At 45.3% G+C, this 24,435-nt stretch carries 23 protein-coding genes; 12 read left to right on the top strand and 11 right to left on the bottom strand.

Annotated features, from left to right (window positions below):
• Positions 1-30: 30 nt before the first annotated feature.
• The gene (locus tag CTT30_RS02100) at positions 31-792 is read right to left on the bottom strand and encodes a DeoR/GlpR family DNA-binding transcription regulator (RefSeq protein ID WP_239868925.1); all 762 of its coding nucleotides are present in this window, start codon (positions 790-792) and stop codon (positions 31-33) included.
• A gap of 431 nt (positions 793-1,223) precedes the next feature.
• On the opposite strand from CTT30_RS02100, the gene pykF reads away from it, so the two are divergent.
• Both pykF and CTT30_RS02090 read left to right on the top strand, forming a co-directional pair.
• Positions 1,224-2,636 carry a pyruvate kinase PykF gene (gene pykF / locus CTT30_RS02095; protein ID WP_229630117.1) on the top strand — a complete coding sequence of 471 codons (1,413 nt, stop codon included), beginning with the start codon at positions 1,224-1,226 and terminating at the stop codon, positions 2,634-2,636.
• Between the two features lie 168 nt (positions 2,637-2,804).
• Positions 2,805-3,464, top strand: a complete 660-nt coding sequence (locus tag CTT30_RS02090) for a GntR family transcriptional regulator (protein WP_239838564.1) — start codon at positions 2,805-2,807, stop codon at positions 3,462-3,464.
• 35 nt (positions 3,465-3,499) lie between these two features.
• Here the strand turns inward: CTT30_RS02090 and CTT30_RS02085 are convergent, their stop codons facing one another.
• The 3 genes from CTT30_RS02085 to CTT30_RS02075 form a co-directional block, all read right to left on the bottom strand.
• On the bottom strand, positions 3,500-5,386 hold the full coding sequence (locus tag CTT30_RS02085; RefSeq protein WP_252035913.1) for a sensor domain-containing diguanylate cyclase: 1,887 nt from the start codon (positions 5,384-5,386) through the stop codon (positions 3,500-3,502).
• 129 nt (positions 5,387-5,515) lie between these two features.
• A complete protein-coding gene (locus tag CTT30_RS02080; RefSeq protein ID WP_239838566.1) occupies positions 5,516-6,208 on the bottom strand; it encodes an oxidative stress defense protein in 693 nt (230 codons plus the stop codon).
• 96 nt (positions 6,209-6,304) lie between these two features.
• Positions 6,305-7,201, bottom strand: coding sequence for a LysR family transcriptional regulator ArgP (locus CTT30_RS02075; RefSeq protein ID WP_252035912.1), 897 nt, complete (start codon positions 7,199-7,201; stop codon positions 6,305-6,307).
• A 112-nt stretch (positions 7,202-7,313) separates the two neighbouring features.
• Here CTT30_RS02075 and CTT30_RS02070 point away from each other — a divergent pair, with 112 nt between their 5' ends.
• Positions 7,314-7,943, top strand: coding sequence for a LysE/ArgO family amino acid transporter (locus tag CTT30_RS02070; protein ID WP_252035911.1), 630 nt, complete (start codon positions 7,314-7,316; stop codon positions 7,941-7,943).
• 4 nt (positions 7,944-7,947) lie between these two features.
• Positions 7,948-8,430, top strand: a complete 483-nt coding sequence (locus CTT30_RS02065) for a YbaK/EbsC family protein (RefSeq protein WP_252035910.1) — start codon at positions 7,948-7,950, stop codon at positions 8,428-8,430.
• A 42-nt stretch (positions 8,431-8,472) separates the two neighbouring features.
• Here CTT30_RS02065 and CTT30_RS02060 read toward each other — a convergent pair whose 3' ends face one another.
• The 5 genes from CTT30_RS02060 to tkt all read right to left on the bottom strand — a co-directional run bounded on the left by CTT30_RS02060 (position 8,473) and on the right by tkt (position 15,409).
• Entirely contained in the window at positions 8,473-9,339 is an 867-nt protein-coding gene (locus tag CTT30_RS02060; protein WP_239868939.1) for a small-conductance mechanosensitive channel MscS, read from the bottom strand.
• A 334-nt stretch (positions 9,340-9,673) separates the two neighbouring features.
• Complete coding sequence (gene fbaA / locus CTT30_RS02055) at positions 9,674-10,750, bottom strand: class II fructose-bisphosphate aldolase (RefSeq protein WP_239868941.1); 1,077 nt, start codon at positions 10,748-10,750, stop codon at positions 9,674-9,676.
• A 153-nt stretch (positions 10,751-10,903) separates the two neighbouring features.
• Positions 10,904-12,064, bottom strand: a complete 1,161-nt coding sequence (locus tag CTT30_RS02050; protein WP_239838571.1) for a phosphoglycerate kinase — start codon at positions 12,062-12,064, stop codon at positions 10,904-10,906.
• 182 nt (positions 12,065-12,246) lie between these two features.
• Positions 12,247-13,281 (bottom strand): erythrose-4-phosphate dehydrogenase, encoded by a 1,035-nt coding sequence (gene epd / locus CTT30_RS02045; protein WP_239868945.1) that lies wholly within the window; start codon positions 13,279-13,281, stop codon positions 12,247-12,249.
• Positions 13,282-13,414: 133 nt separating this feature from the next.
• A complete protein-coding gene (gene tkt, locus CTT30_RS02040) occupies positions 13,415-15,409 on the bottom strand; it encodes a transketolase (protein WP_252046627.1) in 1,995 nt (664 codons plus the stop codon).
• Between the two features lie 322 nt (positions 15,410-15,731).
• Here tkt and metK point away from each other — a divergent pair, with 322 nt between their 5' ends.
• From metK to ruvX, 8 genes are all read left to right on the top strand, one after another.
• Positions 15,732-16,886, top strand: a complete 1,155-nt coding sequence (gene metK, locus CTT30_RS02035) for a methionine adenosyltransferase (protein ID WP_239876889.1) — start codon at positions 15,732-15,734, stop codon at positions 16,884-16,886.
• Positions 16,887-17,162: 276 nt separating this feature from the next.
• Positions 17,163-17,957: a DUF2189 domain-containing protein gene (locus CTT30_RS02030; RefSeq protein ID WP_252035909.1), complete on the top strand. Its 795-nt coding sequence runs from the start codon at positions 17,163-17,165 to the stop codon at positions 17,955-17,957.
• A 67-nt stretch (positions 17,958-18,024) separates the two neighbouring features.
• The gene (locus tag CTT30_RS02025) at positions 18,025-18,522 is read left to right on the top strand and encodes a SprT family zinc-dependent metalloprotease (RefSeq protein ID WP_239876888.1); all 498 of its coding nucleotides are present in this window, start codon (positions 18,025-18,027) and stop codon (positions 18,520-18,522) included.
• 78 nt (positions 18,523-18,600) lie between these two features.
• Positions 18,601-19,305: a deoxyribonuclease I gene (gene endA, locus CTT30_RS02020; protein WP_252035908.1), complete on the top strand. Its 705-nt coding sequence runs from the start codon at positions 18,601-18,603 to the stop codon at positions 19,303-19,305.
• Between the two features lie 96 nt (positions 19,306-19,401).
• On the top strand, positions 19,402-20,133 hold the full coding sequence (rsmE, locus tag CTT30_RS02015; protein ID WP_252035907.1) for a 16S rRNA (uracil(1498)-N(3))-methyltransferase: 732 nt from the start codon (positions 19,402-19,404) through the stop codon (positions 20,131-20,133).
• A gap of 13 nt (positions 20,134-20,146) precedes the next feature.
• Positions 20,147-21,097: a glutathione synthase gene (gene gshB, locus CTT30_RS02010; protein ID WP_252035906.1), complete on the top strand. Its 951-nt coding sequence runs from the start codon at positions 20,147-20,149 to the stop codon at positions 21,095-21,097.
• Positions 21,098-21,153: 56 nt separating this feature from the next.
• The gene (locus tag CTT30_RS02005) at positions 21,154-21,717 is read left to right on the top strand and encodes a YqgE/AlgH family protein (RefSeq protein ID WP_239876885.1); all 564 of its coding nucleotides are present in this window, start codon (positions 21,154-21,156) and stop codon (positions 21,715-21,717) included.
• A gap of 17 nt (positions 21,718-21,734) precedes the next feature.
• Positions 21,735-22,157 (top strand): Holliday junction resolvase RuvX, encoded by a 423-nt coding sequence (gene ruvX / locus CTT30_RS02000; protein ID WP_239868972.1) that lies wholly within the window; start codon positions 21,735-21,737, stop codon positions 22,155-22,157.
• 109 nt (positions 22,158-22,266) lie between these two features.
• On the opposite strand, the gene CTT30_RS01995 is transcribed toward ruvX, so the two are convergent.
• Both CTT30_RS01995 and CTT30_RS01990 read right to left on the bottom strand, forming a co-directional pair.
• A complete protein-coding gene (locus CTT30_RS01995; protein ID WP_252036591.1) occupies positions 22,267-23,373 on the bottom strand; it encodes a PilT/PilU family type 4a pilus ATPase in 1,107 nt (368 codons plus the stop codon).
• Between the two features lie 11 nt (positions 23,374-23,384).
• Positions 23,385-24,422 carry a type IV pilus twitching motility protein PilT gene (locus CTT30_RS01990; RefSeq protein WP_252035905.1) on the bottom strand — a complete coding sequence of 346 codons (1,038 nt, stop codon included), beginning with the start codon at positions 24,420-24,422 and terminating at the stop codon, positions 23,385-23,387.
• Positions 24,423-24,435: the final 13 nt, after the last annotated feature.

Below are 24,435 nucleotides of genomic sequence, written 5' to 3'. Positions count from 1 at the left end.
GAGAAGTAAGATTAAAAATTCGTTTTAACGTTATGCACAAAGGACTTTGACACCATGAGATTCGATTTTTGTTTTTAGCTCTTGGTCTAAGTCTTTGTTAGTAATTAAGATATCGATGACATCCCAAGCGAGTTCTAAGTTAGGTATCTTTCTGCCAATCTTTTCCGATTCGACCATCACTATCACTTCACGAGATACTTCAGCCATCACTTTACTTAGGCCGACCAATTCATTAAATGTTGTCGTACCTCGCTCTAAGTCAACGCCATCAGCGCCAATAAATAGCTGGTCAAAGTCATATGAGCGTAGTACCGACTCCGCCACTTGTCCTTGAAAAGACTCAGAATGTGCATCCCAAGTCCCGCCCGTCATCAATAACGTAGGCTCACTTTCAAGCTCATTAAGCGCGTTCGCAACATTGAGCGAGTTGGTCATCACAACCAAACCACGCATACCATCCAGTTGTTTGATCAGCGAAGCAGTGGTACTGCCACTGTCGATCACAATGCGATTGTGCTCGCGGATCAGCTTGGCGGCCGCTTGGGCGAGTTCATTCTTACGAATCGAAACATTTTCGCTCAATTCATCGCTGACGACTTCTTTTGGTAATGCAATAGCACCACCATAGCGACGCAGTAATTGGCCATTTTTCTCTAAAGAGGCGAGATCCTTTCGAATTGTGACTTCAGAAGTCTCAAACTGGAGAGACAAAGCCTCAACACTGACCTCTCCTTTCTCATTCACTAGATTAGAAATTGCGTGTCTTCTTAGTTGTGTGTTTCGCTTCGACATCTAATTTATTCTTAAATATTTCGGTTCGAAACAAATTATAGTCAAATCGAAACTTTTATGTCCATTTATTTTGAACCAAAAAATAAAAAAATAGCGGCAAAACCTTGTCCTAAGACAATTCTTAACCAGTGATATTGGAATGAATCAGTGGTAGAATTCGCCACCGAAAAGAAAAAAAATTACAGAATTGACCGTTATTTTTTGCAACTAACCACCTATATCCTAGGTTAGTCACAAAAATGCTGAGTATCATCCAGACAGTTTGGTCATAAAATGACTAAACTTGTTGAAAGACTTTCAGTTCTGGAGTCGACAAAAACAGTGATGTTCTCTTATATACAGAAGGCGCAAGATGCCAATCGGGAACCCTCGACTTCAGCGAGATAAATGACTTTCAAATTGTAACTATTATTGACCGGAGAATATCTTCCATGAAAAAGACCAAAATCGTATGTACGATTGGCCCTAAAACTGAATCTGTAGAGAAGCTAACTGAACTCGTAAATGCAGGCATGAACGTAATGCGCCTAAACTTCTCTCACGGTGACTACCAAGAGCATGGCACTCGTATTGCGAACTTCCGTAAAGTAATGGAAGAGTCTGGCAAGCAACTGGCTATCCTTTTAGATACTAAAGGTCCAGAGATCCGTACTATCAAGCTAGAAAATGGCGACGATGTTGATCTGGTTGCTGGTCAGGAGTTCACTTTCACAACTGACACTTCAGTTGTGGGCGACAAAGACAAAGTAGCGGTAACTTACGCAGGTTTCGCAGCAGACCTTAACGTTGGTAACACGATCCTAGTGGACGACGGTCTAATCGAAATGGAAGTACTAGCAACTTCAGAAACTGAAGTGAAATGTAAGGTACTGAACAACGGCGCACTAGGCGAAAACAAAGGCGTTAACCTACCTGGCGTTTCAGTAAACCTACCTGCTCTATCTGAAAAAGATAAGAACGACCTTAAGTTTGGTTGTGAGCAAGGCGTTGACTTCGTTGCAGCCTCTTTCATCCGTAAAGCGTCTGACGTAAAAGAAATTCGCGAAGTACTTGCGGCTAACGGCGGTGAAAACATCCACATCATCTCTAAGATCGAAAACCAAGAAGGTGTTGATAACTTCGATGAGATCCTAGAGCTGTCTGACGGTATCATGGTTGCTCGTGGTGACCTAGGTGTTGAAATCCCAGCGGAAGAAGTGATCTTCGCTCAGAAGATGATGATCGAGAAATGTAACCGTGCACGTAAGATGGTTATCACAGCAACTCAAATGCTTGATTCTATGATCAACAACCCACGTCCTACTCGTGCAGAAGCAGGTGACGTAGCGAACGCTGTGATGGACGGTACTGATGCTGTGATGCTTTCTGGTGAAACAGCCAAAGGTAAGTACCCTGTTGAAGCAGTTACTATCATGGCTCAGATCGCAAACCGCACAGACGCAGCACTAAAAGCTGAACTTGGTTCTCGCCTAGACAGCCCTCGTCTACGTATCACAGAAGCAGTATGTAAAGGCGCGGTAGACACTGCTGAAAAGCTAGCAGCTCCACTGATTGTTGTTGCAACTGAAGGCGGTAAATCAGCTCGTTCAGTACGTAAGTACTTCCCAACAGCAAACATCCTTGCACTGACTAATAATGCAAAAACTGCTGCTCAGCTTGTACTAACAAAAGGCGTTCGTCCTGTATTGGTTGATTCTATCGATAGTACTGACGCGTTCTACGTTCTAGGTAAAGAGCTAGCACTAGAGTCAGGTCTAGGCAAAAAAGGCGATATCGTTGTTATGGTATCAGGTGCTCTAGTCGCTTCTGGTACAACTAATACAGCTTCTGTACACGTCCTGTAAGAACTGAATAAAAATTCATATTTATAAAAGAGGGCTCTAGCCCTCTTTTTTTATCCCCTCCCCTTGTCTCACTATTCAGCACGCTGTATTATCAATCAAAGTATTGCGTACCATTAAATTCACCGCGGTTTTATATAACGCGGTATTTATGCATATGAGGAAAGGAAAGTGTCTAGCCCAACGTTGACTGATAAAGTCTCGAAAATGATCTACCAAGACATCCTAAGTGGTGAGCTCAAACCAAACCAAAAGCTTGTTGTCGCAGATCTAAAAAACCGATACCGCGTAGGGGCCTCACCAATCAGAGAAGCACTTGTGCAACTCTCATGGACGAAGTATGTCAGCTTAGAGCCACAAAAGGGCTGTTGGGTGTCGCCAGTATGTGTTGATGAACTGGCTGATCTCTACGAAAGCCTACGCACTGTCGCCGCCGTATTGTTGAAAAAATCGATTCGTTCAGGAGGAGAAGAGTGGGAGCTGGAAGTGCTAACATCATTTCATAAGTTATCGCGAGTCAGCCTAACCAATGATGAATTCGACTGGAAAGAATGGGAAGAGCGTCTGCATCAATTCCATATCGCTCTGCTCGAAGGTGCCAATTCACGCAATATGTTTGAGTTTTTCACAGATCTTATAAACCAAATTAAGCGTTATCGCTACTTTGCGCGTAACAACGGACTAGACCCACGTCAATTTGAAATCGATGAGTGTGAGAAAATCATGAAGTTGGTACTGGCCAAAGATACAGAACAAGCTGCCGAGCAATTTGATCGTCACCTTCATCGTTCAATGGAACAAATCCAAACCACCATTGAGCACGCGGCTTAATCCTGAAAAGAGAAATCGAGCCTCGGCTCGATTTTTTAAGCAATCTCATCACTGCTTTTACACACAGAGACTCGATTTCGCCCTAGCGTCTTAGACTCGTACAGAGCAATATCTGCACATTTATAACAGCGAGTGCTATCTGCCGTCAGATCCGTCAACCCAACACTGACAGTGACAGGGACATCTGAAGCTATTTCAACCGCGACTCGCACCCGGTTCAGCGCCTGCTCTGCTTCATCAATACTGCTATGCGGCATGATAATCGCGAACTCTTCACCGCCAATACGAGCAATAAAATCCGTCTCACGCAAGGTCTCAATAATAATAGCGCCTACACGGCTTATCACTCTGTCACCTTCATCATGACCTTGCTCATCATTAACTCGCTTAAAGAAGTCAATATCCAGTAACGCCAAGCAAGTGTCCTGCACCTTAGGGTAGCGTTGCGTTAACTTGGCACTGCGGCGCAGTTCTTGCTCAAATTTCCGGCGATTCCAGAGCTGCGTCAATTCATCCTTCTCACTCAAAATACGTAAACGCTCTTCAAGTTCCTTACGCTCTGAAATATCCACCAGCGAGGTAATGTAGTAACTGACTTTTTTTCCTTTCGCCAACACACACTGCACTCGCATTATTGCTGTCACCTTAGAGCCTGTTTTGGGATTCTCAATGCTGACTTCATCCTCCCACGTTTGGCTAGAAGTCGCTTTGTTGAACAAAGCAAGCATGGAAGCAAACGTCTTCTCTCCTACCAATGTTTGAATTATATTTTTGGAGGAGATCTCTTTTTGGCGATAACCTGTCAGCTTTTCAAACTCATGATTAACAAGCACGACTCGGTGGCGCTTGTCTGAGATCACCACGGCTGACATACCACTTAGTGCAGCTCTGGCTAGCTGACTTTCAAGGCTGCGTTTGCGATAGTAAACCAAGATACAGGTTGCAGGAATCGTAAAAGCGAGCACCACCAGCAGTACAATCGAAGCTTCTTTTACTAACAACTGGTAGTCTCTTTCACTGCGGGCTTTGAGCTCGTCACGACTTAAATCGATTACCAGATACAATTTATGGCGAGGGGATATCTGCAGTAGATTGAATACCACCAGATGATCATTTTCTATCACATAACCCGACTTTTTCGTTTGCATGGTTTGCCAAGTCTTAGGGTAGAGACTCGCTAAGTTATGCTGACTACGACTGGCTAATAAATTACCAAATAATTTACTCGGATCGTCACTCACCGAGTAAAAACCTTTTTCGCCAACAAGCTCTGGACGAAAGAAGTCATCAGGCGAATAGTTAAGACGAGAGCTCAGATACCAAACATCAATATTGAGGATCAAATAACCTACTCGTTCTTCTCCAACTTCAACGGGCGTGATCAAACGCAAGGCGGGTTTATAAGGATAAACCAGTTCGCCATTTTCCATCTCGAGGTCAATGCCCCATGCACCAATCTGATCATCTTTCAGCTGTTGAGCGTAGCGGAAATAACCACGATGCGATTTGTCTTGCAGTTGGTCTACAATGCTGGCGCGATTGCCACTCAGTAAGTAGTTAAGTCTGAGTTTCTCATAGCCAGAATTATCAAGGAAACGAATTTGGGTATACCATTTTTGGTTAATAGCAACCGATGACCAAATTTCTTCCACCACCTGACGATTATCATCATTCGGCACTAAGATATAATCGTACAAACTTCGACTATGCGAAAGAAGTTTAATAATGGAAACAAACTGACTGCGGACACCCTGATATTCACGCTCACTGTAGGCCAATTGATGCATGGCCTGCTTAGCTGTTAACTCGACTGTGTCTTTTTGGAGGGTTTGGTAGCGCTGGGCATAGTAAGCAAGCACCACTGACACCAACACAATAGTGGTAATGCACAAGTGCCAAAAGATGTTTTTTTGTTGTCTCACTACCACTGCTCCTAAATCGAAGGCGGGGCAGTATATCACCGAATAAAAAAGTGGTTAAGAATAACCCGAACGGCAATTGATAATTTTATAAAGCGCCTTAGTTATTACTAAAAAAGGCGCTTTTGATGGTTAATCTAACTGGTAAATGACGTCAACTCGATCACGAATCACAATTGTTGAATCTTGGTAGGTATTAGACTCCGCTTTCGCATCCATCGCCATAGAACGCATGAGGACGGGCTGAGAACTTGGCATATTATAATCGATTCGCCATACGCCATTGATATCTTTACCAAAACCAGAAGCTAATGACTCAGCCTTGCTGTTAGCGTCCTTAATGGCCGCTTGACGCGCTTGTTCTTGGTACTTAGCCTGCTCTTTGACCTTTAATTGAATATTTTCTACCTGATTGATACCGGAGTTCAACGCAATATCTAGGTACTGATTAAGATTAGCTAACTCATCAACCGTCACGTTGACCGTTCTCGATGCACGATAGCCTACCAGCTCAGGTTTGCCATCTTTCGGGTAATGGTATTGAGGAGAGATATAAAGGTTAGAACTCGTGATGTTATCCGCACTCATGCCTTCATCTTTCAGCTCAGACAAAAAGTCAGAGACAACTTTATCCACCGTCTGCTTAGCTTGCTCTGCCGTCATTGTGGTTTCCACCACACGAACTGTAAATTTAGCCATGTCTGGCTTTGCTACGACTTCACCATAACCGGTCGTTGCTAGGTGCGGGAAGTTAGGTGTATCCGCATAAGCACCGATACTCACTAAGCCTGAAACAGCAATCGCTAGGCTAGAAACTCTCTTCATTATTGTTCACCTTATTTAACTAGTTACATACATCATAGCGTTTAGATACTAATTGAGGAGCCTTGTTCCGTGTTCTGACATAACTTTGACCAAGCACTAACTCGATAATACCTTTTTCGCATAAGTGACAATGGCTTGCGTGACTTCTTCCAACACACCAGACTCTAACTGCCAGTGATGCCAATAGATGCGATAAGAGCTTAAGAAGCCAGGTAATATATCAACTAAAGTCCCCTCCTCCAGCTCGCGTTTAATTTGGAAGCTGGGGATCAAGCAATATGCCACTCCTGCAACAGCCATTTTCACGAACGCTTCAGAACTGGCTACTCGATGTGTTCTCACGTTGTCTGGCAAAATATTAAAGTGTTCTTTGAGAAATTGCTGATGCTGTTCATCATGTTGATCGTAGGCTACGGCTGGGGCTTGAAGCAAAGAGTCATAATTTACACCATGAGAAAAATAACGCGCAACGAACTGTGGATTCGCTACACAGACATAATCGACCCGACCAAGGTAATCAGCCTGACAGCCAGGAATCGGTCTTGATTCTAGGCTGATCGATCCTGTGACTTCACCACTTTTCAGCTTTTCTATCGCTCTAACCTCATTAAGCACAGCAAGCCTAAGCTCAATGTTACGAGTGGTTAGTACCTGCTGTAATGACGGTAGTAACCAAGTAGCCAAACTATCGGCATTGGTAGCAATAGAAATCGCGAGTGGCCGCTCTGAATCACTATTGGTTAATTCTGGAACCAGCTCACTTTCTAGCAATTGTACCCTATGGTAAAGGCCCAGCAGCTTTTTACCAACTACAGTCGCGCGAGGCGGCTGCTCACGGACGAGTACTGGCTGAGCGAGAAATTTTTCGAGCTGTTTAATGCGTTGTGATACCGCAGACTGAGAAATGTAGAGCGATTCTGCCGCTCGTTCAAAGCTACCTTGAGTGACCACAGATTCAAGAGCTTCAATCCATTTGTAATCTAATCCTCGCATCGCCCTACCTAATAAGAAAAACTGATAATAGATTAAAATCATTAATTATACTTATAACTTTACTGTCTCTATTCTCAACACTCAAATTGTCAGCTCACTTGGAGAGAAAAACGTGAACTTATGGGTGTTATTACAAGGCTTTGGGCTCGGTGCCAGCATGATCATTCCTATTGGCGCACAGAACGCTTACGTTCTTAATCAAGGTATTAAGAGAAACCATCACTTAACCACCGCAACTATTTGTAGTGTTCTCGATGTGATATTCATCTCACTCGGTGTTTTCGGTGGTGGAGCTTTGTTATCACAAAACGAAACGCTACTGACCGTAGTGACTCTGGGCGGTATTGCATTTTTGACCTTCTATGGCTTACTTTCACTCAAAAGTGCACGACAAAGTGACCAGATGTCAGAGTCAATACATCAGGTGACTGCTCGCGGCCGTCGTGCTGTGATCCTTGGGGCATTAGCTGTCACAGTACTCAACCCACACCTGTATCTTGATACTGTCGTCATCCTAGGTTCAATCGGTGGTCAGTTCGAAGGACAAGACCGAATTGCCTTTGCACTTGGCACGAGCTTGGCCTCATTCGTGTGGTTCTATACCTTATCGATAGGCGCAGCTAAACTTGGTCCGACACTGTCAAAACCAAAAGTAAAACAAGGGATAGACATTGCGATAGCACTAATGATGTTCTCCATCGCATTCATGCTGATCAACGAATTAATAGCTCAACACGGATAGCAACATGGATAGACTTGAAAGTATTTATCAATACAATACAGCACTTCTTAAGCGGCTTAATGTTCAATACAAAGAGTGGCGACATGAGCCAATTCTAGATTTTGCCACCGATTTACGCGTCGCTGAGCAACTAGGTTGGACAGGTACGCATAGTAAGAGTCTGTTTCTTAAGTTCAAAGGCGCTGGACACGCCCTATTTCTAACTCACAAAGATGCGCGTTTAGACAGTAAAGCAATCAAACAAAAACTGGGAAAACGCCCGTCTATATGCAGTGATGAAGAAATGATGCAGCAGCTCGGTTGCATGCCCGGTGCCGTATGCCCCTTTGGGATGCCTGAAAGTATCGAAATTCTAGTCGATCGCTCGCTATACCATCATCCTGAAATTCTCTATACACCCGGCTACCCAGAACGGACCATAGGTATTCAAGGGGCTGTCCTGCCGACTTTGCTTAACGCTCTGCCAAACTCCATCACTGAAATGTAAAAAGCGAGGCTAGAAGCCTCGCTTTTGCATAGATGAAACCGATTAAGATTCAACCTTATTTAAATGAACATCCATCTGCGGGAACGGAATTTCAATACCTTCGTTATCTAGACCTTCTTTGATAGCTTGCATTAGGTCGAAATACACCCCCCAGTAATCGGAAGTTTTAACCCATGGGCGAACAACGAAGTTGACCGAGGAGTCTGCCAGTGTATGGACACCAACCTGAATCGCAGGTTCTTTAAGGATTCGCTCATCCGACTCACAAATCTTCGTTAGTAGCTCTTTGGTTTTCTGCAAATCAGCGTTATAAGACACTCCGATTACCAAATCAATACGGCGAGTTTCGTGACGCGAGTAGTTAGTAATTGGGCCTCCAATTACACTACCATTCGGGACAACAATCATTTTATTATCCGGTGTTTTCAAAACCGTTTGGAAGATTTGGATAGACTCAACGCTACCCGCTACTCCACCTATTTCGACATAATCACCAGATTTAAATGGACGGAAAGCAACAATCAGTACCCCAGCAGCAAAGTTAGATAATGATCCCTGAAGCGCCAAACCAACCGCTAAGCCTGCCGCACCGATAACAGCAACTACAGAGGCGGTCTGCACACCGATACGGCTGAGTGCCGCAATCAGTACAATCACAAACAACAAGTAGCGCACCAAGCCATGGATAAATTCAATAACCGCCTTATCCATATTTTTCTTTTTCAGCATCTTTGCAACGCTGTTCGCCACCATCTTAGTAAAAATATTACCGATGAATAGAATAAGAATGGCTGCAAGTACATTCACGCTATACTGAATCAGCAAGTCAGAATTATTGGTAATCCAAGATTCAGCCTGCGCCAAGCCATCAACTAATGGAGTTTCAATCTCCACCGACTCTCCTGCCATAATATATTTCCTCTACAAGTTCTGGCGATCCTATGAATCACACTGCTTTCTATCACGAATAGGCGATGGTGCCCTTATTGCTCATCTGATATAAGTCAGATTTTTGGCACCATATATCAGTTATGACAATACATAAAGTGAAGTTTATGCAAAGAATGCAAAAACAAAGGGTTATAACAAACTGATATAGACTCGTTACAAGATACGCAATGGTTTATCTTTTCGCCATTATTTTTAGTGCGCACGCTCCCATTCATAAAACAAATCACTAAATACAAAAAAACCCGTTCTAAGAACGGGTTTTAGCATTAACAGAGCGCTGAATTGAGACGAATTATAGTACGTCTACTGCGTTTAGGTCAGCAAATGCTTTCTCTAGACGAGCTACCATTGAAGCTTGACCAGCACGTAGCCATACGCGTGGATCGTAGTACTTCTTGTTTGGCGCATCTTCACCTGTTGGGTTACCGATTTGACCTTGTAGGTAATCACGGTTTTCAGCTTCGTACTGACGGATACCATCCCAAGTTGCCCACTGAGTATCAGTATCGATGTTCATTTTGATAACACCGTAGCCGATAGACTCTTGAATTTCAGCTTCAGTAGAACCAGAACCACCGTGGAATACGAAGTTTAGAGCGTTTGGTGCGATACCGAACTTCTCTGCACAGTATGCTTGAGAGTCACGTAGGATAGTTGGAGTTAGAACAACGTTACCTGGCTTGTAAACACCGTGTACGTTACCGAAAGATGCTGCGATAGTGAAACGTGGGCTAACTGCACTTAATTTCTCGTATGCGTATGCAACGTCTTCTGGAGAAGTGTAAAGCTCAGAAGCGTCCATGTCAGAGTTATCAACGCCGTCTTCTTCACCACCAGTACAACCTAGTTCAATTTCTAGCGTCATGTTCATCTTAGCCATGCGCTCTAGGTATTTAGCACAGATTTCGATGTTCTCTTCTAGAGATTCTTCAGATAAATCGATCATGTGAGAAGAGAATAGTGGCTTACCCGTTTGAGCAAAGAACTCTTCACCTGCGTCTAGAAGACCGTCGATCCATGGTAGAAGTTTCTTAGCTGCGTGGTCAGTGTGTAGGATTACTGGAACACCGTAAGATTCAGCGACTGCGTGAACGTACTTAGCACCAGCAACAGCACCAAGAATTTGAGCACCTTGGCCTTCTAGTTTTAGGCCTTTACCAGCGAAGAAAGCGGCACCACCGTTAGAGAACTGAACAACAACAGGCGCTTTTACTTTTGCTGCAGCTTCAAGTACTGCGTTAACTGAGTCAGTACCAACAACGTTTACTGCTGGAAGCGCAAAGTTGTTTTCTTTTGCTACTTCAAAAACTTTCTGTACGTCATCACCAGAGATAACACCTGGTTTTACGAAATCGAAGATCTTAGACATGGATGTAATCCTATTTATCTGTCGTTTTAAAAATAAAACTTGTTAAGTTTAAATTCTTGCAAACGTTTGCTCACAACGTGCGCCATTCTAACAAAGAATAATGTGACTTGCAGCAAACAACAAAGCGGGAGAGACTCCCCCGCTTTGGTTTAATTACTTAGCGCGCTCTTCTAGCATAGCTACGGCTGGTAGGACTTTGCCTTCCACAAACTCAAGGAATGCACCACCACCCGTAGAGATGTAAGAAACGTCAGCTTTAATACCGAACTTATCGATAGCTGCTAGCGTGTCACCACCACCTGCTACAGAGAAACCTGCAGACTGAGCGATTGCTTCTGAGATACCTTTTGTACCAGCTTCGAAGTTCTTGAATTCAAATACACCTACAGGCCCGTTCCATAGGATAGTTTTTGCATTAGCGATGATTTCAGCTAGTGCTGCAGTTGATTCTGGACCTAGGTCGAAGATCATGTCGTCATCAGCCACTTCTGAAACGTGCTTGATTTCAGCTTCTGCGTTTTCATCAAATGCTTTCGCACATGCAACGTCAGTTGCTACTGGGATTGAACACTCTTTCATTAGCTTTTGCGCTGTTTCAACTAGGTCTGCTTCATATAGAGACTTACCTACATTGTGGCCATCAGCTGCGATGAATGTGTTTGCGATACCACCACCAACAACAAGTTGGTCAGCAACTTTAGATAGAGATTCTAGAACGGTTAGCTTAGTAGAAACTTTAGAACCACCAACGATAGCAACTAGTGGACGCTCTGGGTTGTCCATTGCTTTACCTAGTGCTTCAAGTTCTGCCGCTAGAAGAGGACCAGCACATGCAACTGGAGCGTTCATGCCAACACCGTGCGTTGACGCTTGTGCACGGTGAGCCGTACCGAATGCATCCATTACGAAGATGTCACAAAGCGCTGCGTACTTCTTCGATAGCTCTTCTTCGTTCTTCTTCTCGCCTTTGTTGAAGCGAACGTTTTCTAGAACAACAAGCTCACCAGTGTTCAGCTCTAGGCCTTCTAGGTAATCTTTTGCTAGCTTAACATCGCAATCTAGTGCGTCGTTTAGGTAGTTAACAACAGGTTGTAGAGAGAACTCTTCTGCGTATTCACCTTCAGTAGGACGACCTAGGTGAGACGTAACCATAACTTTAGCGCCAGCTTCTAGACAGTGCTTGATCGTTGGTAGAGATGCTAAGATACGTGCATCAGAAGTCACTTTGCCTTCTTTCACAGGTACGTTTAGGTCCGCACGGATAAATACACGTTTACCTGCTAAATCCAGGTCAGTCATCTTGATTACAGACATGATGTGTCCTCTCAAATATTCAAAAAGTAAAGTTTTTAGAAGCTCGGCGACCCTGCCAAGCTCAATAATTCTTCAAACTGATTTAGATATGGAGATTATCAATATTTATTTCAAGGCTGGAAATAAACATTTCTCCATCGCCACCTGTCTACAATAGCCCTAAGATAGTTGGCGTTGCAGCGTCAAGCATGACGGGGAGCGGCTTGCATCGCGAGGGCCGTATCTAACATACGGTTCGCAAAACCCCATTCGTTATCACACCAAACCAGCATTTTAACTAAATGGCCATTACTGACTCGGGTTTGAGTACCATCGACGATCGCACTATGGGGATCATGATTAAAGTCGATGGAAACAAGCGGCGCTTCAGTATAGTCAACAATGCCCTGTAATGTACACTGAGATGCGTTAACAATGGTTTGATTTACGTCATTAACTTTCACATTTGTATTAATTGTGACGCTTAAATCCATCGCTGTGACGTTTACAGTCGGCACTCGGACTGAAATCGCTTCAAATTTGTTAGAAAATTTCGGGAAGATTCTTTCAATTCCCTTATGCAACTTGGTGTCCACAGGTATGATCGATTGGCTCGCGGCTCGGGTACGTCGCAGATCTGAATGGTAAGCATCAATAACTTGCTGATCATTCATTGAAGAGTGAATAGTAGTGATGGTTCCTGACTCGATGCCAAAGGCTTCATCTAATGCCTTAATTATCGGAACGATACAGTTAGTCGTACATGAGCCGTTTGATACCACCTTGTGTTCCGCTTTCAACGTGTCGTGGTTCACACCATAGATAATGGTATTGTCGAGATCATTGGCACCAGGGTGTGAGAATAAAACTTTCTTAGCTCCTGCTTTGATATGCTCTTGACCATCGGCTTGCGAGCCAAATACGCCAGTACAGTCCAAAACTAGGTCAACTTCTAAATCACGCCATGGCAGCAAGTCGATTTCCGCCAGGTGGAGAATGCGAATGGAGTCAAACTCTCCACTTTCATGGTGAACATAGATATGTTCTTGATCGTTCGTAATCTTCTTACCAAAACGGCCATGACTCGTATCATACTGCAGCAAATGGGCCATCGCATCAGGCTGTGCCAGCTCATTGACTGCTACTACTTTAATCTCTTGACTCTTGCCACTTTCATAGACTGCTCGTAACACATTACGCCCAATACGTCCAAATCCGTTGATCGCAACTTTTAGCATGATTCCATCGCTCTACATCTTTTTCGTGTCACAAATAGTACCTGATAGATTTATAAAACTCATCCGGTTCATCCTATCGGGTCAAAACAAAAAAGCCGAGTCACGAGGACTCGGCTTTCATAGCTAACCACAGTTAAGCCAATAGCTCTTTCGCTGTGTTTACTACGTTTTCAGTCGTAAAACCGAACATCTTGAATAGCTCACCTGCTGGTGCAGATTCACCGAAGGTTGTCATACCGATGATCTTGCCACCGAAACCAACGTACTTGTACCAGAAGTCAGCGATGCCCGCTTCAACAGCGATACGAGCTGTTACGTCAGAAGGCAGTACTGCTTCACGGTAAGCTGCGTCTTGCTTGTCGAATGCATCCGTTGATGGCATTGACACAACACGTACTTTCTTACCTTCCGCAGTTAGTTCAGCCGCAGCGTTCACCGCTAGCTCAACTTCAGAACCCGTTGCGATAAGGATAAGCTCTGGCTTGCCTTCACAATCTTTCAGGATGTAACCACCGCGTGCAATGTTTGCCACTTGCTCTTCGTTACGCTCTTGCTGTGCAAGGTTTTGACGAGAGAAGATTAGCGATGTTGGACCGTCTTTACGCTCGATTGCCAGTTTCCAAGCGACTGCCGATTCCACTTGGTCACATGGACGCCATGTGCTCATGTTTGGTGTTAGACGTAGAGAAGCCATTTGCTCAACTGGTTGGTGAGTTGGACCATCTTCGCCAAGACCGATAGAGTCATGCGTGTATACTTGGATGTTCTGAACTTTCATCAGAGCTGCCATACGCATTGCGTTACGCGCGTATTCCATGAACATTAGGAACGTTGCACCGTATGGTACGAAACCACCGTGTAAAGCAATACCGTTCATGATAGCCGTCATACCGAATTCACGAACACCGTAGTGGATGTAGTTACCAGACGCGTCTTCAGCTGATACCGACTTCGAACCAGACCACATGGTTAGGTTAGAAGGTGCAAGGTCAGCAGAGCCGCCTAGGAATTCAGGTAGCATAGCACCGAACGCTTCTAGTGCATTTTGAGATGCTTTACGTGATGCAATGTTTGCAGGATTTGCTTGAAGGTCAGCAATGATTTGTGTTGCTTTCTCTTCCCACTGTGCTGGTAGTTCACCGTTCAGGCGACGCTTAAGCTCTGCGGCTTCTGCTGGGTACGCAGCTGCGTACGCGTCAAACTTCGCATTCCACACCGCTTCTTTCGCTGCGCCCGCTTCTTTTGCATCCCACTGTGCATATACGTCTGCTGGGATTTCAAACGGACCGTGCTCCCAACCTAACTCTTTACGTGTCGCTGCTATTTCTTCAGCACCTAAAGGTGCACCGTGACAGTCATGAGAACCAGACTTGTTAGGTGAACCAAAACCGATGATGGTCTTAGTACAGATTAGAGTAGGGCGCGGGTCAGCTTTCGCTGCAACAATAGCCGCATTGATCGCTTCTGGATCGTGACCGTCTACTGCAGGGATTACGTGCCAACCGTAAGCTTCAAAACGCTTAGGTGTGTCGTCAGAGAACCAACCTTCAACGTGACCATCGATAGAAATGCCGTTGTCATCCCAGAAAGCGATCAGTTTACCCAGACCTAGTGTACCTGCTAGCGAACATGCTTCGTGAGAGATACCTTCCATCAGACAGCCGTCACCCATGAAGGCATAAGTGAAGTGGTCAACGATGTCGTGACCTTCTTTGTTAAACTGTGCTGCTAGAGTCTTCTCAGCTAGCGCCATACCCACAGCGTTCGTGATACCTTGACCTAGAGGACCTGTGGTTGTTTCGATACCCGGTGCGTAACCGTACTCAGGGTGACCCGGAGTCTTGGAGTGCAGTTGACGGAAGTTCTTTAGATCATCGATGGATAGCTCGTAACCCGCAAGGTGAAGCAGAGAGTAAATCAGCATAGAGCCGTGGCCGTTTGAAAGCACAAAGCGGTCGCGGTCAGACCACTCTGGGTTAGCTGGATTGTGGTTTAGGTGGTCACGCCAAAGAACTTCAGCGATATCCGCCATCCCCATAGGTGCGCCTGGGTGGCCAGAGTTGGCTTGTTGTACGCCGTCCATGCTAAGAGCACGGATTGCATTTGCTAGATGTTTACGGGAAGACATGTCTGCTCCTGAATGCGTTAAGCGAAAAACTAATTTTGGTGGGCGATTATTCTCTCAAAGGCGCCTGAGCTCTGCAAACGTTTTACAGTCTGAATACAGGGGATTTCCGCCTATTTTCCACCATTCCTATCAAAGTTATTAATATTTAACTCTTTAGAAGCAAACGTTTGGATATGTATTAAATTAAAAAAGAGCTTGTAATTCAAACAATGAAAATTAGAATAGACGTCTAGATGTAGATACACCTACAATTATTAATATTATTCAATGTCAGTGATTAAACACATTCACTGACTCTAAACCAAATTAAAGTGGAGCTAACATGGCTAAGCACCTGTTTACTTCTGAGTCGGTATCAGAAGGCCATCCAGATAAAATTGCAGATCAGATTTCTGATGCAGTCCTTGATGCGATTCTTGAACAAGACCCAAAAGCCCGTGTTGCGTGTGAAACATACGTGAAAACAGGCATGGTAATGGTCGGTGGTGAGATCACCACCTCAGCATGGGTAGACATCGAAGAGCTTACTCGCCAAACTGTGCGTGAAATTGGTTATGTAAACTCTGAAATGGGTTTTGATGCCGATTCTTGTGCGGTACTGAACACCATCGGTAAACAGTCTCCAGATATCAACCAAGGGGTTGATAAAGCGGATCCAAAAGAGCAAGGTGCGGGTGACCAGGGCATCATGTTTGGCTACGCGACGAACGAGACCGACGTGCTAATGCCAGCTCCAATTACGTACTCTCACCTACTTGTTCAAAAACAAGCGGAAGTGCGTAAAAACGGCACACTTCCTTGGCTACGTCCTGATGCAAAATCTCAGGTAACCTTCCAATACGACCAAGGTAAGATCGTTGGTATTGATGCTGTTGTTCTTTCGACTCAGCATTGTGATTCAATCTCTACTCCAGACCTGCGTGAAGCTGTTATGGAAGAGATCATTAAGCCAGTTCTACCATCAGAGTGGCTAAACAAAGACACTAACTTCTTCATCAACCCAACTGGCCGTTTTGTTATCGGTGGCCCAATGGGTGACTGTGGTCTGACTGGTCGTAAGATCATCGTTGATACTTACGGTGGTGCTGCTCGTCATGGTGGCGGTGCCTTCTCTGGTAAGGATCCATCAAAAGTTGACCGCTCTGCGGCTTACGCTGCACGTTACGTTGCGAAAAACATCGTTGCGGCTGGCCTTGCTGACCGTTGTGAGATTCAGCTTTCTTACGCAATCGGCGTCGCTGATCCAACGTCTATCATGGTGGAAACATTTGGTACTGAAAAAGTATCTCAAGACATCATTGTTGAAGCGGTACGCCAGCACTTCGATCTTCGCCCATACGGCCTACAAGAAATGCTGAACCTACTTCAACCAATCTACAAGAAAACAGCGGCATACGGCCACTTTGGTCGTGAAGAGTTCCCATGGGAAGCGACTGATAAAGCTGCACTTCTACGCGACTTCGCTGGCCTTAAGTAATTTAAATCACCGCACTAATTTGCTATTCAAGGGCTTCTGGGGAACCAGAAGCCCTTTGTTTTTGTGCGCAAAAATCAAACAACAAATTTGTATTTTTTTGTCATGGGGTCAATAGTTAACAATATGTTAAAAGAGCAAACTTAAAGCTAAGTGAGTTTCTTCTAACAAGTCAAACAGATGCGCAGCTTACCCAGCAGTCGCAAAGCCGAGCATCGAGTTCCATGTCACCTTGAAATAACGGGTGGCCTATGACCGAGAATCGATCAAGGAGGATGTATGCCTCGTACGGTGAATCCACAAGACTTCAACGAGAAACGCAAGGAAGTCCCAGATAACGAATACGCACGTACTATCCCGTGCAATCAGCTCAGCATATCGGCCCCGTTTCATTGGCTATCACTAGGGCTACACGATTTTGTTCGCATGCCACTGATCAGTGCCTTTTACGGTTTGTGTTTTATGGCAGCAGCGATTGGTATTGTTTTATTAGTTCAATGGCAAGGCACACACTTAGTCGTGATGCCTAGTTTGGTCGTTTATATGTTAATTGGTCCTTTCTTAGCTCTAGGACTCTATGACGCTAGTTGGGAAAGAGAAAAAGGCCATAACGCTAGCTTGATTCACTCCATGAAAGCCATTGGACGCAATTCTTCATCACAATGGGCGTTTGCTGTGATGCTCGCCGTGTGTATGATTTTCTGGATGCGTATTGCCGCGCTGCTTCATGCGCTTTACCCGTCCGTTCAAGGTGCTCCATTAACCGATTTCCTACCCTTCCTTATTATCGGCTCTCTGGTCGGCATGGTACTGGCAGCAATTGTGTTTAGTATTTCAGCCTTCTCCATTCCTCTGATGATGGAACGACGAGTTGATATGATGACAGCTGTGTTCACCAGCTTTAACGCGGTCAAGTCAAACATTCCTGCAATGATCGTATGGGCCGGCGTGATCTGTGGCGGTATACTAATTGGCTTTGCGACTTACGGAATCGGCATGTTATTTACGATGCCTATTCTTGGCTACGGTACTTGGCACGCCTATCATGAAACCATCAAGAAAAAGCACCATTAGCACCAACTTCTAATCCAGTATATGATTCGCTCCTTCAAAGTAAGGGGCGAATTTTTTCGAATAATTGATGGATAAAGAACTCAGCTATCGCACACAACAAATCGTCGCTCATTGTATCACCCAAGCCCAGAGTGCTTTTCAGCGTTCATTCTCTTTCCCTTCTATCAGCTACAAACTACGGGGGAAAGCCGCAGGCAAAGCCTACCTCCAGCTCAATGAAATTCGTCTCAATCCAACTTTATTTATCGAAAACCAGCAAGCCTTTTTCGATGAAGTGATTCCGCATGAAGTCGCTCACTTGGTGACCTATCAAGTCTATGGCAGGGTCAAACCTCACGGTAAAGAATGGCAATCGGTCATGGAAAGCGTGTTCGGCGTCCCTGCTCGTACTACACACAGTTTTGAAATAACTTCCGTACAAGGGAAAACCTTCGAGTACCGCTGCGGATGCCAGATCTATCCGCTAACCATCAGGCGTCATAATAAAGTTCTACGTCAGCAAAGCAGCTATCGCTGCCAGAAATGCCAACAACCCCTTACGTTTACTGGCAAACAACTCTCATAACTCAACGTACTATCAGTAAAAAACCCAACAAATGCATGTTAGACTGCGATAAGTCATACTTTTCTAATACTTATCGACATGAAACTTCGTGCATTTTTCATTTTCTTAACCTTACTTATTGCTTCATCTCAGGCACTCTCTGCCCCTCCATCTTCGTTTTCGAAAGCTAAGAAAGAAGCGCTGAAGATATACGCGGATCATCCCACCAGCTTTTATTGCGGATGTGATATCACTTGGCAGGGAAAGAAAGGTATTCCTGATTTAACCTCATGTGGCTACTCAGTAAGAAAGCAACAAAAGCGTGCCTCCAGAATTGAATGGGAGCACGTAGTACCCGCATGGCAGTTTGGCCACCAACGACAATGCTGGCAGTCTGGTGGTAGAAAGAACTGCACCAAAAACGATCGTACCTTTCGCTTGATGGAGGCAGATCTACATAACCTCACACCAGCTATCGGTGAAGTTAATGGTGACCGTTCTAATTACCATTTCAGCCAGTGGAATGGCGTGGATGGCGCCACCTATGGTCAATGTGAAGTGCAGGTTAACTTTAAACAACGCAGAGTCATGCCGCCAGATCGCGCTAAAGGATCGATTGCTCGTACTTACCTGTACATGAGTGAGGAATACGGATTTAAGCTGTCAAAACAGCAAACCCAACTCATGACCGCTTGGAACAAGCTTTACCCAGTAGACACATGGGAGTGTGAACGTGAACGCAGAATATTCAAGGTTCAGGGCAACCATAACCCTTTCGTTTTTCAAGCATGCCAAGCTTTGTAATAATCTAGATCTATGTATAGGCTGCCCCTTGTTTTTTAGCCATAAAGCATCCATGTTAGGGGTTCATTCTCAATTGTCTTCCCGGATACAAAGCTGATGCGAATTCCTCGAATTTATCACCCTGAACCTATCACCCAACTTGGCAGTTTAGCGCTTAGTGAAGACGCAGCCGGCCATGTAGGCAGAGTCTTACGGATGAAAGTTGGACAGGAGGTTCTGCTTTTTGATGGCTTTGGCGCTGAGTTTCCTGCCGTGATTGAAGAAGTCACCAAGAAGTCCGTCACGGTGAACATCACTGAACGTGTTGAACACAGCAGCGAGTCACCGCTGGATCTGCATTTAGGTCAGGTCATTTCTCGCGGGGAAAAGATGGAGTTCACCATTCAGAAATCCGTAGAGCTGGGCGTTAATACCATTACCCCACTGATTTCTGAGCGTTGTGGTGTCAAGCTGGATCAAAAACGTTTCGAGAAAAAGCTCGCCCAATGGCAGAAAGTTGCCATCAGCGCTTGCGAGCAAAGTGGACGCAATATCGTTCCGCAAATCCGCCCGATCATGCAGTTAGAAGACTGGTGCGCCGAAGACTATGACGGCCTCAAGCTCAATCTTCACCCCAGAGCAAAATACTCAATCAATACGCTGCCAGCGCCGGTCGAGAAAGTTCGCCTGTTGATTGGCCCCGAAGGTGGCTTATCCGCAGAAGAGATCGAGAAAACCCGAGAATATCAATTTGAAGAGACTCTGCTAGGCCCACGCGTATTACGCACAGAGACCGCAGCTCTTACCGCAATTACTGCCCTTCAAGTTCGCTTTGGCGACCTTGGTTAAACGGAGAAAAACCATGATCAAATTAGGTATCGTGATGGACCCTATCGAGTCCATCAACATCAAGAAAGACTCTAGCTTTGCCATGATGCTTGAAGCGCAGCGCCGCGGCTACGAAATCCACTACATGGAAATGCATGATCTGCACCTAGACCAAGGTGTTGCTGTTGCAGACACCAAAGTGGTGGAACTCAAAGAAGATCCAACGGGCTGGTTCCAGTTTAAGTCAGAGCAAACTATTGAGTTGTCAGAGCTTGATGCGGTATTGATGCGTAAAGATCCTCCGTTTGATACTGAATACATCTACGCAACCTACATTCTTGAGCGCGCAGAAGAGAAAGGCACGTTAATCGTCAACAAACCTCAGAGCCTGCGTGACTGTAACGAAAAGCTGTTCACAGCTTGGTTCCCAGAACTCACCCCAACCACGATCGTGACCCGCAAAGCAGAGAAGATTAAACAATTTCGCGAACAGCACGGAGATGTGATCTTAAAACCATTAGATGGCATGGGTGGTGCATCTATTTTCCGAGTCAAAGAGAACGATCCAAATGTTTCTGTGATTATCGAAACCCTGACTAACCACGGTCAAAACTATGCGATGGCACAAACATTCGTTCCTGATATCAGCAATGGCGACAAAAGAATTCTGGTTGTAGACGGTGAAGCAATGCCATACTGCCTAGCACGTATTCCGGCAAAAGGCGAAACGCGTGGCAACCTTGCAGCGGGTGGCACCGGTGAAGCCCGACCACTGAGCGAAACAGATAAACAGATCGCAGCGGCTGTAGCGCCTACACTTAAGGAAAAAGGTTTGATCTTTGTAGGCCTAGACGTCATTGGTGACAAGTTGACTGAGATTAATGTAACCAGCCCAACTTGTATTCGCGAAATTGAGGCTGCGTTTGATACCTCAATCACGGGTAAATTGATGGATGCCATTGAGCGCCGTCTCAATAAGCAGTAATTTACCCACAGGATCATTGGGCGATCATGTATTGCCCACTATACGCTGGAGTAACTATGAATTTAACCAACCACTTTTTAGTTGCTATGCCGGGGATGAAAGATCCCTACTTCCAACGCAGCGTTATCTATGTGTGTGAGCACAACGATGATGGCGCAATGGGTTTAATGATTAATGCTCCAATCGACATTACAGTAGGGAAAATGCTCAAACAGGTCGACGTTGAAGCGGCTCAACCGCAACTGAAAGTCGGCAGTCTTGAGAAACCAGTTCTCAATGGCGGTCCGGTGTCAGGAGATCGCGGTTTTATTCTTCACCAACCAAAAGATCATTATGAGTCCAGCATTCAGATGACTGACTGTATCTCTGTTACAACTTCTAAGGATATTCTCGCGGTACTCGGTACAGAGGCCGAACCACCAGAGTACATTGTTGCATTAGGTTACTCAGGTTGGGAAGCTGGCCAGTTGGAGAGCGAGCTTTCGGAAAACTCGTGGTTAACGATTGAAGCTGACCCTGATGTCATGTTTAACACACCAATCAATGAACGTTGGCAGAAAGCCGTGCAGATGCTTGGCATCGACGCGTCTCAACTGTCCAGTGATATTGGTCACGCATAACCTCACTACTAAAATTTATGTCTAGAACAATTATGGCTTTTGACTTTGGCACTAAAAGTATTGGCAGTGCCATTGGTCAGGAGATTACAGGCACGGCATCACCGCTGAAAGCCTTTAAAGCCAACGATGGCATTCCCAACTGGGACGATATTGAAAAGCAGATCAAAGAATGGCAACCCAACCTGCTGGTTGTCGGCTTGCCAACGGACCTTCACGGCAAAGCTCTGGAAACGATTACTCCTAGAGCGAAAAAGTTTGCTAATCGTCTTCACGGCCGTTTTGGCCTTCCTGTCGAGCTGCACGATGAGCGCTTATCCACTACAGAAGCTCGCTCAGATCTTTTCAGTATGGGCGGCTACAAGGCGCTCAGCAAAGGGAATGTAGACTGCCAGTCAGCGGTCGTTATCCTTGAAAGCTGGTTTGAAGCTCAATACGGCTAAGCGAGAAAACAGAAAGGGTTGGCACATTGCGCCAGCCCTTTACATTTCAGCACTATAAATAGAGCACGATAGAAAATATTCACACACCCCAAACGGCGAAGAGCAATCTCTAATCCATATCAATCTTCACATCTGCCAGCGCACCACCACCGAAGCTTTCACCTCGTTGAGTCTTGAGCATAATACGCAGGTCATTGGCTGAATCCGCACTGTGCAGCGCATCTTCTTCAGTAATTTTGTCATTCACCACCAGTTGGTAAAGCGCCTGATCAAACGTCTGCATACCCATTTCCTGAGATTTCGCCATGGTTGATTTGAGTTCATGCAGATCACCGCGTTGAATGAGATCCGATACTCGTGGACTGTTGAGTAAGATTTCAAACACGCCATGACGACCTTGGCCGTTTTTATCTCGAATCAACTGCTGGCCGATAACACCTTTAAGATTCATGGAGAGATCAAACAAGAACTGCTCTTTTTGCTCTTTCGGTACAAGGTGCAGGATCCTTTCCAAAGCTTGGTTAGCATTATTGGCGTGCAAAGTCGCCATACACAAATGGCCCGTTTCGGCGAAGGTCATCGCGTACTCCATGGTCTCTCGCGATCGGATCTCACCGATCAGGATCATATCAGGAGCCTGACGCAAAGAGTTCTTCAGTGCGACTTCATAACTTTCTGTGTCTAAGCCGACCTCACGTTGCGTGACGATGCATTTCTGATGCTCATGAACAAACTCAATCGGATCTTCCACCGTCAGAATATGGCCGCTGCGCTCAGTATTTCGATAACCCGTCATCGCTGCCATTGTTGTGGATTTACCAGAACCTGTGGCACCCACCACTAACACCAAACCGCGCTTGGCGATGGAAAGATCTTTCAGAGTTTCGGGCAGTTTTAAGTCATCAAATGTGGGTATAGTGGTTTCAATTCTACGAATAACCGCACCGGGTAATTCTCGCTGGTAGAAAGCGGACACACGAAAGCGACCAAAATCTCGCACAACAGCAAAGTTCGCTTCTCGACTGTGGCTATACTCACTCTGGCGCTCTTCATCCATGGTGCTGTGGAGTAGCGTCAACACTTCGGCTTCCGATAAGCTCTCTCCATGCGGCTTCAACTCACCATCAACACGATAAAGTATCGGCGCACCAACAGTGATGTATAAGTCTGACGCTTTCTCAGTCAGCATGCCTTGCAGATAAGCATTGATATCCATCATGACCTCTCTCAGAACAGACCTTGCTCAACTTCAATTTTTTTCGACACTTCTTCTGCATCAACCAGACCTTGAGCAATCAACTGTTTCGAGTGCTGCTCCATGGTCTGCATACCATGTGCTGCACCTGTCTGGATCACAGACTGCATTTGCGCCACTTTATCTTCGCGGATCAAGTTACGAATCGCAGGCGTTGCCATCATGATTTCATGACAAGCCGTTCTCCCGCCGCCAATGCGTTTGAGCAATTTCTGAGCGATCACCGCACGCAGAGACTCAGAAAGCATGGAACGCACCATGCCTTTATCGCTGCCCGGAAAAACATCAATAATACGGTCGATAGTTTTCGCCGCCGAACTGGTGTGCAAAGTACCAAACACCAAGTGGCCGGTTTCAGCAGCGGTCAGCGCTAGACTGATCGTTTCCTGATCACGTAACTCGCCTACTAGAATAACATCAGGGTCTTCACGTAGAGCACTGCGCAGCGCGTTATTAAAACTATGGGTACTACTATGAACTTCGCGCTGGTTGATCAGACATTTGTTATTGGTATGCACAAACTCAATCGGATCTTCAATCGTAAGGATATGCTTGTTATGGTGGCGATTAATATGATCCACCATTGCTGCCAATGTCGTCGATTTACCAGAGCCCGTTGGCCCTGTGACCAAAATCAGGCCTTTTTCCATGTTAGCAATACTTTCAAAGATGGCCGGTGCATCCAACTGCTCTAAAGTCGGGATATCGGTTGGAATGGTACGGAAAACCGCCGCACAACCTCGTGACTGATTAAAAGCATTAACCCTGAAACGGCCAACGTCTGGCAGCTCAAAGGAGAAGTCGACTTCGAGACGCTCTTCAAATTCACTACGCTGGGCATCATTCATAATGTCGAACACCAAACGATGCACTTCAGAATGGTTGAATGCTGGTACGCCAAGCTTTCTTACTTCACCATCAATGCGTACCATGGGAGATACACCAGCAGAAAGATGTAGATCTGAAGCATTATGCTTTACACTAAAATCTAGTAATTCAGCGATATCCATTTAAAATCCTTAA

Source organism: Vibrio coralliilyticus (genome assembly GCF_024449095.1).
Classification (GTDB): Bacteria; Pseudomonadota; Gammaproteobacteria; order Enterobacterales; family Vibrionaceae; genus Vibrio; species Vibrio coralliilyticus_A.
The sequence above is the reverse complement of the archived record's forward strand: the minus strand, read 5'-3'. Positions and strand labels throughout refer to the sequence as shown.

What these genes read in the sequence shown, in the direction of transcription:
- CTT30_RS02100 (WP_239868925.1), bottom strand. Translation starts at nt 792, where the DNA reads ATGTCGAAGCGAAACACACAACTAAGAAGACACGCAATTTCTAATCTA.
- pykF (WP_229630117.1), top strand. Translation starts at nt 1,224, where the DNA reads ATGAAAAAGACCAAAATCGTATGTACGATTGGCCCTAAAACTGAATCT.
- CTT30_RS02080 (WP_239838566.1), bottom strand. Translation starts at nt 6,208, where the DNA reads ATGAAGAGAGTTTCTAGCCTAGCGATTGCTGTTTCAGGCTTAGTGAGT.
- CTT30_RS02075 (WP_252035912.1), bottom strand. Translation starts at nt 7,201, where the DNA reads ATGCGAGGATTAGATTACAAATGGATTGAAGCTCTTGAATCTGTGGTC.
- CTT30_RS02065 (WP_252035910.1), top strand. Translation starts at nt 7,948, where the DNA reads ATGGATAGACTTGAAAGTATTTATCAATACAATACAGCACTTCTTAAG.
- CTT30_RS02060 (WP_239868939.1), bottom strand. Translation starts at nt 9,339, where the DNA reads ATGGCAGGAGAGTCGGTGGAGATTGAAACTCCATTAGTTGATGGCTTG.
- fbaA (WP_239868941.1), bottom strand. Translation starts at nt 10,750, where the DNA reads ATGTCTAAGATCTTCGATTTCGTAAAACCAGGTGTTATCTCTGGTGAT.
- CTT30_RS02050 (WP_239838571.1), bottom strand. Translation starts at nt 12,064, where the DNA reads ATGTCTGTAATCAAGATGACTGACCTGGATTTAGCAGGTAAACGTGTA.
- epd (WP_239868945.1), bottom strand. Translation starts at nt 13,281, where the DNA reads ATGCTAAAAGTTGCGATCAACGGATTTGGACGTATTGGGCGTAATGTG.
- tkt (WP_252046627.1), bottom strand. Translation starts at nt 15,409, where the DNA reads ATGTCTTCCCGTAAACATCTAGCAAATGCAATCCGTGCTCTTAGCATG.
- metK (WP_239876889.1), top strand. Translation starts at nt 15,732, where the DNA reads ATGGCTAAGCACCTGTTTACTTCTGAGTCGGTATCAGAAGGCCATCCA.
- CTT30_RS02030 (WP_252035909.1), top strand. Translation starts at nt 17,163, where the DNA reads ATGCCTCGTACGGTGAATCCACAAGACTTCAACGAGAAACGCAAGGAA.
- CTT30_RS02025 (WP_239876888.1), top strand. Translation starts at nt 18,025, where the DNA reads ATGGATAAAGAACTCAGCTATCGCACACAACAAATCGTCGCTCATTGT.
- endA (WP_252035908.1), top strand. Translation starts at nt 18,601, where the DNA reads ATGAAACTTCGTGCATTTTTCATTTTCTTAACCTTACTTATTGCTTCA.
- rsmE (WP_252035907.1), top strand. Translation starts at nt 19,402, where the DNA reads ATGCGAATTCCTCGAATTTATCACCCTGAACCTATCACCCAACTTGGC.
- gshB (WP_252035906.1), top strand. Translation starts at nt 20,147, where the DNA reads ATGATCAAATTAGGTATCGTGATGGACCCTATCGAGTCCATCAACATC.
- CTT30_RS02005 (WP_239876885.1), top strand. Translation starts at nt 21,154, where the DNA reads ATGAATTTAACCAACCACTTTTTAGTTGCTATGCCGGGGATGAAAGAT.
- ruvX (WP_239868972.1), top strand. Translation starts at nt 21,735, where the DNA reads ATGTCTAGAACAATTATGGCTTTTGACTTTGGCACTAAAAGTATTGGC.
- CTT30_RS01995 (WP_252036591.1), bottom strand. Translation starts at nt 23,373, where the DNA reads ATGGATATCAATGCTTATCTGCAAGGCATGCTGACTGAGAAAGCGTCA.
- CTT30_RS01990 (WP_252035905.1), bottom strand. Translation starts at nt 24,422, where the DNA reads ATGGATATCGCTGAATTACTAGATTTTAGTGTAAAGCATAATGCTTCA.